The 16,928-nt window shown below is 49.5% G+C and carries 12 protein-coding genes; 8 read left to right on the forward strand and 4 right to left on the reverse strand.

The annotated features are described in order from the left end of the window. Window positions 1-245 precede the first annotated feature (245 nt). The gene (locus P2H89_RS16415) at window positions 246-800 is read left to right on the forward strand and encodes a hypothetical protein (protein WP_275828724.1); all 555 of its coding nucleotides are present in this window, start codon (window positions 246-248) and stop codon (window positions 798-800) included. 41 nt (window positions 801-841) lie between these two features. Here P2H89_RS16415 and P2H89_RS16420 read toward each other — a convergent pair whose 3' ends face one another. Next, window positions 842-2,203, reverse strand: coding sequence for a pyridoxal-phosphate dependent enzyme (locus tag P2H89_RS16420; protein ID WP_275828726.1), 1,362 nt, complete (start codon window positions 2,201-2,203; stop codon window positions 842-844). Window positions 2,204-2,344: 141 nt separating this feature from the next. On the opposite strand from P2H89_RS16420, the gene P2H89_RS16425 reads away from it, so the two are divergent. Both P2H89_RS16425 and P2H89_RS16430 read left to right on the forward strand, forming a co-directional pair. After that, window positions 2,345-2,986 (forward strand): alpha/beta hydrolase, encoded by a 642-nt coding sequence (locus tag P2H89_RS16425; RefSeq protein ID WP_275828728.1) that lies wholly within the window; start codon window positions 2,345-2,347, stop codon window positions 2,984-2,986. Between the two features lie 315 nt (window positions 2,987-3,301). Beyond that, window positions 3,302-5,593 (forward strand): Tex family protein, encoded by a 2,292-nt coding sequence (locus P2H89_RS16430; protein ID WP_275828730.1) that lies wholly within the window; start codon window positions 3,302-3,304, stop codon window positions 5,591-5,593. Window positions 5,594-5,851: 258 nt separating this feature from the next. Here P2H89_RS16430 and P2H89_RS16435 read toward each other — a convergent pair whose 3' ends face one another. Beyond that, on the reverse strand, window positions 5,852-6,385 hold the full coding sequence (locus P2H89_RS16435) for a hypothetical protein (protein WP_275828732.1): 534 nt from the start codon (window positions 6,383-6,385) through the stop codon (window positions 5,852-5,854). A 16-nt stretch (window positions 6,386-6,401) separates the two neighbouring features. Continuing rightward, the gene (locus tag P2H89_RS16440) at window positions 6,402-6,986 is read right to left on the reverse strand and encodes a sigma-70 family RNA polymerase sigma factor (RefSeq protein ID WP_275828734.1); all 585 of its coding nucleotides are present in this window, start codon (window positions 6,984-6,986) and stop codon (window positions 6,402-6,404) included. A 302-nt stretch (window positions 6,987-7,288) separates the two neighbouring features. On the opposite strand from P2H89_RS16440, the gene P2H89_RS16445 reads away from it, so the two are divergent. After that, window positions 7,289-7,678, forward strand: a complete 390-nt coding sequence (locus P2H89_RS16445) for a DUF6249 domain-containing protein (protein ID WP_275828735.1) — start codon at window positions 7,289-7,291, stop codon at window positions 7,676-7,678. A 146-nt stretch (window positions 7,679-7,824) separates the two neighbouring features. Here the strand turns inward: P2H89_RS16445 and P2H89_RS16450 are convergent, their stop codons facing one another. After that, the gene (locus P2H89_RS16450; protein WP_275828737.1) at window positions 7,825-9,408 is read right to left on the reverse strand and encodes a S41 family peptidase; all 1,584 of its coding nucleotides are present in this window, start codon (window positions 9,406-9,408) and stop codon (window positions 7,825-7,827) included. A gap of 237 nt (window positions 9,409-9,645) precedes the next feature. Here P2H89_RS16450 and P2H89_RS16455 point away from each other — a divergent pair, with 237 nt between their 5' ends. From P2H89_RS16455 to P2H89_RS16470, 4 genes are all read left to right on the forward strand, one after another. Continuing rightward, window positions 9,646-10,494: an N-acetylglucosamine kinase gene (locus tag P2H89_RS16455; RefSeq protein WP_275828739.1), complete on the forward strand. Its 849-nt coding sequence runs from the start codon at window positions 9,646-9,648 to the stop codon at window positions 10,492-10,494. 123 nt (window positions 10,495-10,617) lie between these two features. Continuing rightward, a complete protein-coding gene (murQ, locus tag P2H89_RS16460) occupies window positions 10,618-11,430 on the forward strand; it encodes an N-acetylmuramic acid 6-phosphate etherase (RefSeq protein WP_275828741.1) in 813 nt (270 codons plus the stop codon). Between the two features lie 209 nt (window positions 11,431-11,639). Further along, on the forward strand, window positions 11,640-12,884 hold the full coding sequence (locus P2H89_RS16465) for a T9SS type A sorting domain-containing protein (protein WP_275828743.1): 1,245 nt from the start codon (window positions 11,640-11,642) through the stop codon (window positions 12,882-12,884). 361 nt (window positions 12,885-13,245) lie between these two features. Beyond that, entirely contained in the window at window positions 13,246-16,710 is a 3,465-nt protein-coding gene (locus P2H89_RS16470) for a T9SS type A sorting domain-containing protein (protein ID WP_275828745.1), read from the forward strand. Window positions 16,711-16,928: the final 218 nt, after the last annotated feature.

Raw genomic sequence — 16,928 nt, forward strand, 5'->3', positions numbered from 1 at the left:
TTTTTTTCTGCGATTCTGAAAACCGGTAACTCTCACGGCTTTCGGATCCTGTTACCTTTTTGACCATATGCTCCATAAATGTCGTGTTTTATGGAAACTGTATAGCTATTTTGGTAAAGGACACCCTGCCAAAAAGTAACTAAATGGCACCGAAAGTCACTAAATGCCACGGAATGCCACGGGTTGCACCCAATGGTGCTCTTCATCGTAGGCCTTTGCAGTAACTTTAAGTAAAATCCAACGTTATGGCAAGACTTACCTCCATTCCGCCCTTTGTTGGCACCATCGGGCCTGTGACGGTGTATATGATGTATGAAAGATATTTTATCCGCACACGCAGTTCTTTGACCGCAGAAAGAGTGAAAACTGATCCGGTGTTCGCGAAGACCATGCAATATGCCGATCTGTTGGGAAAGGCTTCAACCATTGCCTCCGGGTTGTATACAATGGTTCCTCTACATCGTAAAAGCAAAGCACTCTTTAACGCCATCACCGGTGAGGTAATGACCTGGATGAAATACCAGTGGACGAAGCATGAGATCGTTGAATACCTGACCGTCCGATATGCTGACTGTGGTGCTTTGGAAAAGCAGTATCCTGTAACCAGTCTGCGGGCAAATGCCCGTTCGCAGTCTGCACGTTTACGGCATGGTGTAGCCGGCCATGTTAAGAAGAAGCCAGCAAAGCGCGGCTCGTTCGACCTGCGTGCCTGGCAGCTGCACGATAAAAAGTTCCGGCGGGAATACAACCGAACATTCCATGAATATACCTGGAATAAAGAAGCCATAGCCCCTGGCTGATTGATCAGGTAAGGACTATGGCTGTATAAAGTTGTTGGAAATTAGTTGCCGAGTGCCTGAATTACATCGTACTTGGTCACGATATGAAAGTGGCCTGCATCATCCTTGCTCAAAACCGCACCATTGTCTTTATTGATCAGCGTGCGCAATTTCTCGATCGGCGTATTGAATTCCACTACAGGGAAAGCTGGTTCCATTACACTCTCAACAGAGGCATTCTTGATGTCGGGATTCGAAAATACCTTTTGGAATAAACCACTTTCACTGATGGCGCCAATAGGGCCATTGCCGTTCACTACAGGAATGTGCTCGATATCATGTTTGCGCATCAGTTCTACCGCATCGGCTACGGTATGCTTCGGTTCAACGGTAACCAGCTTCTGTTTGGCCGGACGCCCATTCACGATGTCCTTAAAGGTCTTCACATCGAGGAAGCCTCTTTCCATCATCCACTGGTCGTTGTAGATCTTACCTACATAACGGCTGCCATGGTCATGGAAGATGCAAACCACCAGGTCATCTTTCTTCAATTTGTCCTTCAGTTGCATAAGTCCCTGCAGGCAGCTGCCGGCGCTGTATCCGCAAAACAAACCTTCTTCTTTGGCAATGCGACGGGCCATTACAGCGCCATCTTTATCGGTTACCTGTTCAAAATAATCGATCACACTCATATCGTAGTTCTCCGGCACAAAGTCTTCCCCAAAACCTTCGGAAATATAGGGATGCACTTCGCCCATGTCGACCTCGCCGGTACGGAAGTACTTCGTGAGCAAGGAACCATACACGTCGATGGCCCATATTTGAATATTGGGGTTCTTCTCTTTCAGGTACATGGCTGTGCCGGTAACCGTACCACCGGTGCCGGCGGTGCATACCAGGTGTGTGATCTTGCCATCGGTTTGTTCCCAAATCTCGGGGCCGGTGGTTTCATAATGCGCCAGGCGGTTGGCCAGGTTATCATACTGGTTGCAATGGAATGAGTTCGGGATCTCTTTGGCGAGCCGGCGGGCAATGGAATAATAGGAGCGCGGATCATCGGGCTCTACATTCGTGGGGCAAACGATCACCTCTGCGCCTACCGCCTTGAGGATATCCATCTTCTCTTTCGATTGCTTATCGGTTGTCGTAAAAATACATTTGTACCCCTTTACACAGGCGGCCAGTGCCAGGCCCATGCCGGTATTGCCGCTGGTGCACTCGATAATAGTGCCGCCAGGCTTCAGTTTTCCTTCTTTTTCGGCTACTTCGATCATTTTCAAAGCCATGCGGTCTTTGATGGAGTTGCCGGGGTTAAAATAGTCCACTTTAGCGAGTACGGTAGCAGGCAGGTCTTTGGTGATCTTGTTCAGCTTGATCAATGGCGTATTGCCAATCGTTTCCAGTATGTTGTTCTTGATATCCATTACTGTTGTTTATAATAGCAAAGGTACGGAATAGGGGCGAGGGGCAGCAAACTGTCGCTGATTGTTAAAATTTGCCAGGTACTTGCGCCTGCCTTTGTCACGCATTAAATTTGTATTATTCTTTAAGATTAAAAGACAAGCGTGAAAGCCTATTTTATCAGTGGTATGGCCGCCGACGAGCGGGTATTCAAATACGTTCGGTTGCCGGATGGATGTGAGATCGTTCACCTCACCTGGATCAAACCACAAAAGGATGAATCGCTAACCTCCTATGCGGAACGTATGACGGAACGGATCGATCAAAGCCAACCATTCGCATTGGTCGGGTTATCGTTCGGCGGCATGCTCGTTACCGAGATCGCCAAGCAAACCAATCCGCTTAAAACTATACTCATCTCCAGTATACCATTATCGGCACACCTACCCCGCTATTTCCGGGTAGCCGCTACGTTGCGCTTGCATAAAATAGTGCCTATAAGATTAGTCAAGATCGCTGCCCGTCTAAAGCGATTCATCACCAATGAAACTTCGGAAGATAAAAAGCTGCTTTGGGAGATCATTAACAGCAGTGATCCCGCCTTTATCCGCTGGAGCATGAACGCGGTGCTGAGCTGGAAGAACGAAGTGCTGCCGCCTTCTGTAGTACAAATTCACGGTACGCGCGATGAAGTGTTGCCGGTCAGGTACACGAAGCCCACACATATAATCCCCCGGGGCGGACACCTGCTCGTCATGAGCCGTCCGCAGGAAGTGAATGCCCTGTTGCAACAGTGCCTGGCATAAGCTCGTAAATAATCATAAAAACATTGGAAAAGCGGCCGCTTTGATGCGATGGTGCTATGCGATCAGGGTACAGCAAGTGCCTTGAATCACTGCTTTTTGTGATGTGTGCAGGACTAATCGTTGCTGTTGATAAAACAAAATTTTTCCTTTCATTCCTTCACTTACATTTGCTGCCCGATTTTGGATGGGATCAGGCGAAGTAAACGCGTCAAAAATGGGATGTAGAAGATATGGCAACCACCATGTCCAAAGCCCATAAATAATGACTTACTTTGTTCTCCCGGCACGGTTCGGAATAAACAACTGTATCAGACCATGGAATTAAAGTACACACAGAAGATCGCAGAAAAGCTAAGCCTTACACTGAAACAGATTACCAATATCCACGATCTGCAGGCAGAAGGCGCCACCATCCCCTTTATGGCACGTTACCGTAAAGAGGCCACCAACAACCTTGATGAGGTAGCCATTGGCAATGTGGTGGAGCAGATCACTTATTTCAATGAGCTCGATAAGCGCAAAGAAACCGTACTCAAGACCATCGACGGACTTGGCAAGCTGACGCCGGAACTGAAAGAGCGCATCGAGAATTGCTACGACGCTACCGAACTGGAAGATATTTACCTCCCCTATAAACCCAAACGTAAAACCAGGGCTACCCAGGCCATCGAAAAAGGATTGGAGCCACTCGCTAAGTTGCTCTTCGAACAAGGCGCCGAAGATCCGGGTACTGAAGCCAACAAATTCCTGAACGACCAGGTAAAAGACACCAAGGAAGCCCTGCAGGGCGCCCGCGATATCATCGCAGAGTGGGTATCAGAACATGAGCAGGCACGTAACAAAGTACGCCAGCTGTTCACCGAAACCGCTGTATTCACGGCGAAAGTGCTCTCCAGCAAAAAAGAAGAAGAGGAAGCGCAGAAATACCGTGATTATTTCGAGTTCAACGAGCCCCTTTCTCAAAGCCCCTCTCACCGGGTACTGGCCATTCGCCGCGGTGAAAAAGAAGGATACCTGGTCATGGACATCAACATCGATAAGCAAACTGCTGTCGATGAGCTGGACAGGATCTTTATCAAGTCGTCCAATCCCAATAGTGCTGAAGTAAAGAAAGCGATCGATGACAGTTTCGATCGCCTCCTGAAATCTTCTATAGAAAACGAATTCCGCCTCGTCAGCAAGAACAAGGCCGATGAGGAAGCGATACATGTATTTACCGAAAACCTGCGTCAGTTGCTGTTGGCTTCGCCGCTCGGTTCGAAGAAAGTACTGGCCCTCGACCCCGGTTTCCGTACCGGTTGTAAGGTAGTATGCCTCGATGCACAGGGCAACCTGGTGTACAATGGCGTCATCTATCCGCATCCGCCGCAGAACGAATGGTCGAAGAGTGAAGCCGAAGTAAAGTTCCTGGTCGACAAGTTTGGCATCGAAGCCATCGGCGTAGGTAACGGTACAGCCGGCCGCGAAACCGAACAACTGGTTCGTGGCATCGACTTCGGCCGGCCGGTAAGTGTGTTCCAGGTTAATGAAAGCGGCGCCTCTATCTATTCCGCCTCGGAAGTGGCCCGTGAAGAATTCCCCGATCAGGATGTAACCGTGCGTGGTGCCGTAAGCATTGGCCGCCGCCTCCTCGATCCATTGAGCGAATTGGTAAAGATCGATCCCAAATCCATTGGTGTAGGTCAGTACCAGCACGATGTGAACCAGACCAAGCTGAAGGATGCCCTCGACAGGGTAGTGGAAAGCGCCGTGAACTTTGTGGGCGTGGACGTAAACACCGCCTCCAAGCACCTCCTGTTGTATGTATCGGGTCTCAGCAATACACTGGCAAAGAATATCGTGGAATACCGTGCCAAGAACGGAGCCTTCAAATCGCGCGAAGAGCTGAAGAAAGTGCCCATGATGGGACCAAAGACTTTCGAACAGTGTGCGGGCTTCTTACGTATACCCGGTGCTTCCAATCCGCTCGATAACTCATCGGTACACCCGGAGAGTTACTTCGTGGTAGAGCAAATGGCAAAAGACCTGCAGGCATCGCTTGAAGACCTCATCAAACAATCCGAACTGCGCAAGAAGATCAATAAGAAGCAATACATCAGCGAAACCATCGGTGAGTTCACCATCGGCGATATCCTCAAAGAACTGGAAAAGCCCGGTCGTGATCCCCGTGCTCCGATCGAGGAGTTCCGTTTCGACGATACCATCAAGACGATCGAAGATGTGAAACCCGGTATGACGGTGCCTGGCATCGTAACCAATATCACCAATTTCGGTGCGTTTGTCGATATCGGAGTAAAACAGGATGGATTGGTGCATATCTCTCAATTGAGCAACACCTATGTGTCCGATCCTAATGAAGTGATCAAGCTGAACCAGAAGGTAACGGTCACTGTTACTGAAGTGGATGTGGCCCGCAAGCGTATCGCCCTCACCATGCGCGATCAACAAAAAAGTGGCGGTCAGCAACAGGGACGCCAGCAACAAGGTGGTGGCAACAGGCCCGGCGGCAACAAACCAGATGCCAATAAGGGCCAGTCTAAGAAACAAGAGCCCCTCAATCCATTCCAGGCCAAATTGATGGAACTGAAGAAGAAGTTCAAAGACTAAGTAAGTTATCTGGCAGTGCGGCTGAACACTGCTGATCACAATAGATAAACGGCTGCCTCATCGATGAGGCGGCCGTTTGTATGTAAAAGCCCCTCCGAAGAATCGGAGGGGCATACCGGAACATAGTGATAAGTTGATCACCATGTAGCAGGGCAGGCCATAAGCATACCCTGCTGCATGAATAGGGTATCACGCAGTCCGCAGCGTTTGACTATAAAAGAAGATGTATTTACGTTAAGTGGTGTTGTTTCCCGAAGCCTATGTGTGGTTTTCGTGCAATTGCTTTTTCTTCTTACCGAGGTACATGTCGAGCAATACCAGCCCCACTACCGCATTGATCATAATAAAGACACTGGTGTAGGCATTGTTGAACACCTTGCTGAAATCAAAACTGCTTACACGGTCTATGTTGAAGGGAACCGACTGACTACCGCTTCCACCGCCACTTGTCCAGTTGATATGTCCAAAACCATAGATCAGGAAACCTACGATCATTAAGATGAAGAAGGAGAAAATGCCCCAGATAATACGCTTGTTGATATAAGACTGGGTAGCAGGGGCTATATGCAGTTTGGCGATATCTTCCATCACGTTCTGGGTGAAGCGCATGGAGGGTTCATCCAGCTCCAGGCTCTTGCTCATCAATTGATGAACGTCCAGCAGTTCGCGGTATTTATTACGCCACTCGATATTGCGCTCGATGAGCTGCTCGATGGCCGACTTCTCCTCCGGTAGGGAAAGCCCGTCAATATAATCCCACAAACGCTCTTCAATGGATGGTTGCGTATTCATACTACTGCATTTTAGATCAGTTCATAATGTCTTTTACTTCCTGTACAAAATGGGTCTCCATTTTTTCCTTGAGTCTTTGCCGCGCCCGGTGCAGGCGCACCTTAACGGTATTGGATTCAAGTCCCATGATCTGCCCTATTTCTTCCAGGCTTTGTTCCCCCTGATAGAACAAGGTGATCAATTTGGCGTCGTCGGCACTTAAAAGCCGAATGGCCTTATTGACCATCTGTATTTTCGACTTCTGTTCTACCTGGTTGGCCCTGAATCCCGAATCCACACTGTCGGCCACCTCAAATACCTGTTCATTATCCAGCGAATGGGTGTCTAACTTCTTTTTACGCAGGAAAGTGATACAAGTGGTGGTCACAATGGTGTAAAGCCAGGTGCTGAACCGTGATTCGCCCCTGAAATCGGCCAGGCTTCGATAGGCTTTGATAAATACGTCCTGGGCAATTTCTTCGGCATCCTCCCGGTTGTTGGTGTACCGTAGCGTAATGGTGAAAACGAAATTCTGGTATCGTTTCACCAGGTCGGCATACAGCGATTGTTCACCACGCAGCACTCTGCTAATGATCTCATTATCATTCGTTCCGGTATTCATTGCTGCTAATAAGACTACGTTCGGGTGGTTTTGGTTACAGGGGCAAGGTAAGAAATTTAAAAGCCTGCCGGATTGGACCACCTGCATATATATGGAGTGCAGGTAAGGCGATGGACGGAGGGGCCTGCAGGTAGAAAAATTTATGGCCCGGCCTGTAACCTGCCGGGGCCGGCGGTGGTCCTAGTTTATGTAACAGGCACTGAGAAAAAAACTTTCAAAAAGCTGTAACCCGGGTTCGAAAGCAGTAGTCTGATACAGAAAGAAACAAAACAAACCTTTTAAAACAATAAAAACTTTAAGCCATGGATGAAGGTCAATTAGCGATACTTTGGTTGTTACTCAGCAGTTTAGCGCTCTTTTTAATGATATTTGGAATACGCTACCTGCGCAGCCGGGAAAATATGGCGATGATCGAAAAAGGGATGGATCCCAAGCTCAACCGTGCCCGCCCCGCTCCATTCGTGAACCTGAAATGGGGATTGCTCCTGGTTGGCGCCGGTGCAGGACTCCTGGTAGCTTACATCCTTTCAGAATATGTACTCTACCGCACCGACAAATGGGGCCACCACGATGACAATCCTGCCGTCTACTTTGCCCTGATCGCCATCGGCGGTGGTTTAGGACTCATCTCCTCCTACAAGATCGAGAAGAAAGAGCTCCTCGACCGGCCCGAAGATTACAAAGCCGCCTAGGCGCCGGTATAGCCAACAGAAAAAAAGGATCACACCAGTATAAGCCAATCGAAGAACAATCAATCAAAGGATAGTATCAGCCATCAGAAAAACAAAAAAGCAGCACCTCTTCAGAAGTGCTGCTTTTGTATTTTTAGCGGGTTCTCTTATTTCTTCAATTCTTCCAGGGCTCTCTTCACCATCGTATCATTCCTGTTGTTGACCTCGAAGTAACCGGGCATACGCCATATCTGGCGGGCCAGCCAGGTGGAGATGCGGCGCTCTACTTCCTGCTTATCACGGCTGTTAACACCAGCCAGTTGTACAGAGTCTTTTGCTGCATAGGCAACCAGGCTATTCCAGGCCAGTTCCTGCTGGTCGAAGCGCTGCGCGAAATCGCCGGCATTCTTAAATTGGCTGAAGTAGTCACGATGCTGAATATAATAAGAGTAGATGAAACGTCCGAAGGTTTGTTTACTGAACAGTTCATATACCGGGCGCGAATAGCCGGTAGTATCGAAAGGGATGAAGATATCGGGCGTAATGCCGCCACCGCCATACACAGTTCTGCCTTTGGGCGTTTTGAACGAAGGGCCCGTGTGGTTGGTGCTGGTATCGCCTTTCAGCATCTCGCCATTATGAAAGCGTTCTGCTACTTCATCGTGGTAGGCATCCCTGCCTTTGTTGTAAGGTTTCTGGATATTGCGCCCCAGTGGCGAATAGTACCTGGCTACGGTAAGGCGCAGAGCGGCGCCATTGCTCAGGTCGTATTGTTCCTGCACAAGGCCTTTGCCAAATGTGCGGCGGCCGATCAGGGTGGCCCTGTCCCAATCCTGCAACGCACCGGCAACCACTTCACTGGCTGAGGCAGAATTCTCATCCACCAGCAACACTACTTTGCCCTCTTCGAGTAAGCCGGGACGTTTGCAACGGAACTCCTGGCGTTGCTGCCTTTCGCCTTGGGTATAAACGATCAGTTTATTGTCATTGAGGAATTCGTCTACGATATCAACGGCTTCACCCAATATGCCGCCTCCGTTATCACGTACGTCGAAGATGAGTTGCTTCATGCCTTTTTTCTGCAGGTTCTCGGTAGCCTGCATGAACTCTTCGTAAGTAGTGCCAGAGAATTTGTTGAGGTGAATATAACCCGTGGTGGCATCGATCATATACGCAGCATCCACTGAATATAAAGGAATAGTACCGCGGGTGATGGTGGTGTTTACGGTCTGTTTGTTGCGCAATACGGTAACCGGCACCTGGCTGCCACCTGGGCCTCGCAATAGCTTCTTGATCCTGTCGGCATCGATCTTGCCGGCAACGGTAGAGTCGCCAACTTTCAGGAACTGGTCGCCAACTTTAAGTCCGGCCTTATCGCTGGGTCCGTCTGCCAGTACATTCGTGATATTGACCGTATCGTTGATGATAAAGAATTCTACGCCGATGCCCTCGAAGTTGCCCTGCAGGTCTTCGTTCACTTCGTCGAGGTATTTGGCTGGGATAAAAATAGAGTGGGGGTCCAGATGAGCCAGCATGGCTTCGATGGCGTCTTCGGTCAGCGAATCGGAGTTTACCTTATCGACATAGCGATTGTTCACGAGGTCGATCACCTCCTGTACGGAAGACCGTTGGGCAGTTTCAAAGAGACCCCGGGAATTTGGGATGTTGTTGCGCAACTTAAAGCCGATCCACATACCTGCAATGAGTACCAAAGCAAATAAGAGGGGAAGCCAAACCTGTAATTTCTTCATCGGGAATTAATATTTTTTAAAGGTCGGATGTCATAACCTGGTGCTTTTCTCCTAAAAAGTGGGCAGATATGCGTTTTTTTGCCGCTTTTTTATAGAAACAGCGATCTGGCAGATTACTTCATGCGGGGTCGCTCAATTTTAAAATTTAGGGGCGAAGTTCATAATTAATTCTCAATTCCACGCTTTACCTTCGTTAAATGGTTGCTGCTGAGTATGAATGCTTAAACGGATATATCTATGGCCATTTTGATTGCGGACAGCGGGGCTACCAAATGTGAATGGAGCCTGGCAGAATCAAGGAAGAAGAGCAAGACTGTATTTACTCAGGGTATCAGCCCTTATTTTCTGAACACCCCCCAGATTGAAGCTATAATCCGTAATGAGCTGTTGCCCGGATTGAAAAAAGCATCGGTCGACGCAGTGTATTACTATGGAACAGGTTGCAGCAACCCTGCTAATGCCAAGCTGGTAAAGAAAGCGATAGCGAATGTATTTCCCGACGCCGAAGTAGAAGTAACGCACGACCTGTTTGGTGCGGCACGTGCCCTTTGCGGCCGGGAAAAAGGCATCGCCAGCATCCTGGGCACCGGCAGCAATTCCTGCTACTACAACGGCTCGAAGGTCGTTAAGAACAGTCCCGGACTGGGCTATGTGCTGGGCGACGAAGGCAGCGGCGCATACCTAGGCAAAAAGGTGATACAGTATTATCTCTACAATACCTACGATGAAGAGCTGCGTTATAAGTTCGAAGCTAAGTACAAGGGTATTAACGCTGTAGAGATACTGGAGAACGTTTACAAGAAACCTTTCCCCAATCGGTACCTCGCCACCTACACCCTCTTCCTGGCAGAGAACCGCGGACATTTCATGATTGAAAATATCATTGAAGATGGCTTAAATGACTTTTTCTTTAACCATCTTTGCAAATATGGCGAAAGCTGGAAACTACCCATACACTTTACAGGAGGCGTGTCATATGCCTTCAGGGATAAAGTAACTGAATTGTGCCATTCCTATGAGTTTGAGCTGGGGCAGATCTTGAAAAACCCGATGGAGGGCCTGATCAAATACCACCTTGACAAGTAAGGTTCCGGATGCAACACGGTCACTGCGGCCGGAAAGGTTATTAAAAATCAGCGGATTGTGCCTCTTGTGGCCAGGATCCGCTCGTGCAGGATATACGTATAACAACAAGAAGAAATAGCATACATGTCATTCAACAAAGTAACAGAGCAGTCGAGTCATTACAGGCATTTGGAAAAGATGAGCATTCATGACTTGCTGACTCATATCAACGAAGAAGACAAACTGGTACCGGTGGCAGTGGAGAAAGCAATACCGCAAATAGAAGCTTTGGTATCAGCCATTAGTGACAAGATGTTGGCCGGTGGCCGGTTGTTCTATATGGGTGCTGGCACCAGCGGCCGCCTGGGTATCCTCGATGCTTCCGAAATACCGCCTACCTATGGTATGCCCCATGGTTTGGTGATCGGCCTGATCGCCGGTGGGGAGATAGCCATTCAGCGTCCGGTGGAACAAGCCGAAGACAGCTGGGAACAGGGTTGGCTCGATCTGCAGCAGCACCAGGTATCGGACAATGACGTAGTGATCGGGATTGCTGCAAGCGGCACAACACCCTATGTGATCGGAGCGCTTAATGAAGCCCGTAAACAGGGCATCGTAACAGGGTGCATCACCTGCAACCAGGGATCTCCGCTCGCTGCCGCTGCCGAGTTTCCCGTAGAAGTGGTAGTAGGGCCCGAGTTCGTGACCGGCAGCACACGCATGAAAAGCGGTACTGCCCAAAAGCTCGTATTGAATATGGTATCCACCTCCGTAATGATACAGATTGGCCGGGTAGAGGATAACAAGATGGTCAACATGCAGCTTACCAACAGCAAACTGGTAGACCGTGGCACCAAGATGGTCATGGAAAAAACAGGTATTAACGATTACGATAAAGCGAAAGCGCTTCTCATCCAGTATGGCAGCGTGAAGAAAGCAGTCGATTCACTGGGATAATAATCCTGCGGACATCAACACCCGCCAGGTCAAGAATAGTTCGCACACACCCCGAACTACCTACACTTTGCTTATAAAAAGGTCGCCGGTCTCAAAGCTGGCGGCCTTTTGTGTTTCCGGGCAGATTCGTGAAAACTTAATTCGGATTGTCTACGAAATATTCGTACCTTTCTAGACAACCACACCAATAATCATTAATAAACCGGTCTATGAAGCACAGAATTTTACTCACCACCATTACATTATTTTCATTGGTTGAGGCCCTGGCGCAACAGCCGGCCCGCCAGGCATATGCCATTACTGCCGCCACGAAAGGATCCTTTGTTTGGACGGAAGTGAAACTGATCGATCTCTCCAATGGCAATGTTGTACGTTCCGTATACGAAAGCAAGCAAACCAATATCACGGTTACGCATGCAAGAACAGGAAAGCCCATTCAACTGAAGGACCCTACGGGCAATTTCATCGATGCCAACCAGCAACCCTTCAGCACCTTCTCGGCGGCCTGTGCCTATGATAAGGCAGGCAATCAGCTGTTCTACACACCGATGGGTATACCCGAACTGCGGGTCATCAAACTGGACAAGCCAGAGGCGACAGTTTCCTATTTCGCCGGCGAAGCTTTTGGGGTAGCCAAGGACCTGAAAGACGAAGCCAACCATATTACGCGTATGGCCATTGCAGTAGACGGTCAGGGATATGCTTTAAGCAATGACGGTAACCACCTGCTGAAATTCACCACCGGCCGTAAACCGGTCATCACCGATCTGGGCGCACTCGAAGATGATAAGGCCAATGGCGATGTGTCGATACATACCCGCCCATCCAGCTGGGGAGGCGATATGATCGCCGATGCATTGGGCAACCTCTATGTGATCTCTGCCAGTCATTATGTATTTAAAGTAGATATCAATACCCGCAAGGCTACCTTCGTAAGCAGGATCAATGGTCTTCCTGCATCATTTACGACCAACGGGGCCGCCGTAGTGGCCGACGATAAACTTGTTGTGAGCAGTGCGAACTCGGTAGAAGGGTATTATGAAGTGGATATGAAAGACTGGAAGGCAATGATAGTGCCCAATAACGGCAATGTATACAATGCTTCTGATCTGGCAAACGGTCTGCTGGCCTTTGAAAGCAAAAGAACGCTTACCATACCGGCCTTCATCGACCGCCAGCGCATCACCAACGATAAGATCGCGCTTTACCCAAATCCTGTGACCAAAGGTGTATTCCGGGTCAGCTTCAATACGGAAGCAGGTAGTTATAATGTTCAACTGGTCGATCTGTCGGGCAGATTGGTAGCACAAAAGGTGGTATCCGTCAGCAACGAAGGCCAGGTGGCAGAAATAACAGTGCCTGCTAAATTGTCGAAGGGGTCTTATTTGGTAAAGGTGCTCAACAACGCGAAGAAAGCGGTGTATGTTGATCAATTGTTAGTGACTACCGATTAACTCTTGCTGAATAGGTAATATTACCCAGGCCATGCAATTGCGTGGCCTTTTTTTATTGGCGCATCGTTAAAAGGCTGACCAGATTTCTGGCCTGCGCCCGGATTGTGTATTTATCCGATGCCAGTCTACGCTTCATCCGACAATATGCCGCTTGGGTGATCCAATTTTTCAATTCGGATCGAATTGGCTTGTGCGGCTGATTGAGCCGTATAGTTTTGTGCACGAATTACTCAATGCACATCCCAGTCCTGCACACACAGGTTTACTGGCCATCAACTCCACTTCCTGTATAAACCTCATTACCGGCAAATCATCGGATACTGCCGGCCGAAATTGTATTACCTAAAATCACACGTTACTTATGAAACGGATTTTTACGCTATTACTCTTCTCCACCATTATTCAGCAGGCAGTGCTGGCCGCAGCGGCACCTACCGTGCCCGCCAGCAATTTGACGTTCAATACCATTGACGGTTCGCGCTTCTATGGCGCACTCACCGCCGGTAACGGCGCAGGCCGTATCGTTGTAGTAAAGGAAGGCAGTCCGGTTACGGGCGTGCCAGTGAACGGTGTAGACTATGCAGCCCATTTTAATTTCGGAACCGCCGGAACGGAGTTTTCTGCACCCGGAGAATATGTAGTAAGCCGGTCGGGCTGGGCTACCTTTTCTGCCGAAAAGCTGAAACCTGGTACTACTTACTACGTAGCCATCTTCGAATACAACGGATCAGGTGCCGGTATCACCTATCTTAATCTGCCACTTACTGGCAGCCAGTCTACCGTAGTGGCGCCCACTGCACCGGCCAGTGCAATAACGGTTACTGCTTCAACAGGCAATACCCTCTCCCTCAGCTGGGCAAAAGGTAATGGAACGGGCCGCACCCTGATAGCCAGAAAAGGCGCTCCGGTAAATGGCCATCCTGTCGATGCAGGGAACTACAGTGCCAATGACGTATTTGGATCAGGCTCTAAACTTGGCACCGATAACTACATCATCTATGCAGGCACCGGCACCAGTGTAACCATGAAAGGTCTGGAGCCCAATACTACTTATTATTTTTCGCTGCTCGAATACAATGGTATATCATACCCGGTATACCTGACACCTGGCGCCGTAGCCAACGCTACCACCAATGCAGGCCCGGGTACGGCGCCATCGAATGTTACCTACTCCTATGTGGAAGGCAATAGCTACCGGGTGAATGTTACAATAGGCAACGGCACCCGCCGGCTGTTCATTGCTAAGAAAGGGGCGGCCGTTACGGCAACACCGGTAACGGGTACCACCTATACAGCCAACAGCACCTTCGGAGCGGGAACCGAAATTGCACCCGGCGAATTTGTGGTTGGCGCAACGGCCAATAACTGGACCGATATGAACAACCTGGAGCCGAACACGACTTATCACGTGCGTGTTTTTGAATATGATGTGAATGCAGCAGGTTATCCTTATTATTTTACGGGCGGATCAGCTGTAAAGAGTGGCAGCACCAGTACCACGCCGTCTACTATTTGTTCTGCTTTAAAGATCAACAGCCTCTCTGGCAGCACGGCCTCCATTGGCTTTACTGTCGGTAACGGCACTTACCGCATCGCGATCATGAAAGCCGGTAGTCCCGTAGATGCCGTGCCAGCCAACCTTACCCGGTATACCGGTAATGCCGACTTTGGTTCCGGTACGCAGGTGAGTCCTGGTAACTACTGTATCCAGGGTGGCATGAATGGTTCATCGTTTACGGTAAACAAGCTGTTGGCGGGTGTCACCTATTATGTTTCTATCTATGAGTTCAATGGTAATTCATATCCGGTATATTCTGCCACGGGGGCTACGTTCAGCTTTACGGTACCCGTAGAGCCAACAGCCAAATCAACAGCGCCTGCTATCTTCTGGCCCGAAGGAAAATCATTCCGCCTTCAGTGGACCAATGGCAATGGCGCTGCCCGCCTGGTGATCGCCAAAAAGGGAAGTGCGGTGACTGCCAGTCCGGTCGATCTCACAACCTATACAGGCAACGATAATTTCGGCTTGGGACAGGAAATCGCTCCGGGAGAGTTTGTCGTATCGAATAATTCGAACAACTATGTCGACCTGAAAGGCATGGAGCTGAGTACTACTTATCATTTTGCCGTGTTCGAATACAATGTGGATGCGAGCGGCAAACCAGATTATCTTACTTCTTCGTTCCTGACACATAGTGGGTCTACCATCACCTGGCCCACCACACAGCCAACCATAACCAGCGTTAGTGGAATACAGGCAACGCAGGCTGTTGTTAATTTCACCGCCGGCAACGGAACTTCCCGACTGCTGGTAGCGAAGAAAGGTGCTCCTGTAAGCGTTACGCCAACGGATCTTACCAAGTACAGTTACAACGGGACCTTCGGTACTGCTGGTTCGCACTTGGGCGATGGTAACTACGTATTTGCCATTGCAAGCAGTGGAGGTACAGCCAATATCTACGGACTGGAAGCGAATACTACCTATTATGTAAGTGCCTTTGAGTTCAATGGTTCCAATGAACCGGCGTACCTGCGCACAGCACCTTCTACCACCAGCTTCACGACTACCGATGTGCCGGGAGCTACAACGCCCACGGTAGCCTCCACCGCTGCGATTGTTTCAGCCATCGATGGCAATAAGTTTACCCTGAAGTGGACCAACGGTAATGGTGAAAAAAGACTGGTGGTGATGAAGCAGGGCAGCCCGGTCACCTTCGTACCGGCCGCAGCTACAACCTATACAGCCAATGCCTCATTTGCAAATGGTACTGATCTTGGCGGTGGACAATATACTGTAATGAACGGCACCGCGAATACAGTAGATATAACAAACCTGCAACCTGCAAGTACTTACTATTATACCGTATTTGAATACAACGGAGCCGGTACCTTATTGCGTTATCTTACCACATCGGTACTCACTGCATCCGCATCGACATTGTCGGCCCCTGTTTCGGCGCCTTCCTCCCCCGTAGTTACTGCAGGAGCGAGCAGCCTGTCCATTAGCTGGACCAACGGAAGTGGTACTTCACGCCTGGTAGTAATGAAAGAAGGAACCGCAGTTACCAGCTCACCGGCAACCGGCAGTGCCTATCCGGCCAATGCCGTATTCAAAATTGGCTCACAGGTAACCGCTGGAGAGTATGTAGTGTACGCAGGCACAGGCAATGCGGTTACGGTAACCGGCCTCGATGCCAACAAAACCTACCACTACAGCATCTTTGAATACAATGGAGTTGCTGCACCGGTTTATAACCTCACCGCATCATCGGGTTTTGCGATGGCAGCAGGAAGCCTGCCCATCCACCTGTTGTATTTCAAAGCCCGTGAAGAAAATGGTGATGTGGTCCTTAACTGGGCAACAGCGCAGGAGTCGAACAACAAATTCTTTACGATCGAGAAGAGCACCAATGGCGGCAGCTTTGCAGTCGTAAAGGAACTGCCGGGAGCCATCAACAGCGACCGTAAGATCGAGTACAACTATACCGATGTGAAAGGCGCTACCGGTAAGGCCTGGTACAGGTTGAAACAAACCGACCTCGACGGCAGGTATACCTATTCCGATGCCGTACTGGTAAATCCGGCCACGGCTTCCGGAAAGATCAGCCTGTCGCCCAACCCGGCACAAAGCCTGGTAAGGATCGTATGGCCCGGCACTGCTAAGGAGGCAGTACTGGTGGCCTACACGGCCAGTGGTATCGCCGTAAAGCAGGAGAAACTGGTAGCTGGTCGCGCCATCGATTGCGCCGGCTGGAAACCAGGCACCTACTACCTTACCGTCTTTGTTGATGGCAAGCAATACCAAAGCACGTTGATTAAACAGTAAGGAAACCTGATCATATTGATAGGGCCGGCTCACCAAGCCGGCCCTTTTTTTTACATAGACTTTAACATTCGCCGGCTCCATACCATGGCTGGCTTGGCGGGTTCCGGCTGGCATATTAATTTTGTATTCAGATATTTTAATCACCACCCGGCAGGGGGCCAAATAATCATGAAATCGGCTATAAATATTTGGAAACGGCCTGCCGGAACATGTAAATT

This window comes from Paraflavitalea sp. CAU 1676, assembly GCF_029223285.1.
Classification (GTDB): domain Bacteria; phylum Bacteroidota; class Bacteroidia; order Chitinophagales; family Chitinophagaceae; genus Paraflavitalea.

Coding starts and splice junctions, on each gene's coding strand:
- P2H89_RS16420 (WP_275828726.1), bottom strand. CDS start 2,203: ATGGATATCAAGAACAACATACTGGAAACGATTGGCAATACGCCATTG.
- P2H89_RS16450 (WP_275828737.1), bottom strand. CDS start 9,408: ATGAAGAAATTACAGGTTTGGCTTCCCCTCTTATTTGCTTTGGTACTC.
- P2H89_RS16455 (WP_275828739.1), top strand. CDS start 9,646: ATGGCCATTTTGATTGCGGACAGCGGGGCTACCAAATGTGAATGGAGC.
- P2H89_RS16465 (WP_275828743.1), top strand. CDS start 11,640: ATGAAGCACAGAATTTTACTCACCACCATTACATTATTTTCATTGGTT.
- P2H89_RS16430 (WP_275828730.1), top strand. CDS start 3,302: ATGGAATTAAAGTACACACAGAAGATCGCAGAAAAGCTAAGCCTTACA.
- P2H89_RS16415 (WP_275828724.1), top strand. CDS start 246: ATGGCAAGACTTACCTCCATTCCGCCCTTTGTTGGCACCATCGGGCCT.
- P2H89_RS16440 (WP_275828734.1), bottom strand. CDS start 6,986: ATGAATACCGGAACGAATGATAATGAGATCATTAGCAGAGTGCTGCGT.
- P2H89_RS16445 (WP_275828735.1), top strand. CDS start 7,289: ATGGATGAAGGTCAATTAGCGATACTTTGGTTGTTACTCAGCAGTTTA.
- murQ (WP_275828741.1), top strand. CDS start 10,618: ATGTCATTCAACAAAGTAACAGAGCAGTCGAGTCATTACAGGCATTTG.
- P2H89_RS16470 (WP_275828745.1), top strand. CDS start 13,246: ATGAAACGGATTTTTACGCTATTACTCTTCTCCACCATTATTCAGCAG.
- P2H89_RS16435 (WP_275828732.1), bottom strand. CDS start 6,385: ATGAATACGCAACCATCCATTGAAGAGCGTTTGTGGGATTATATTGAC.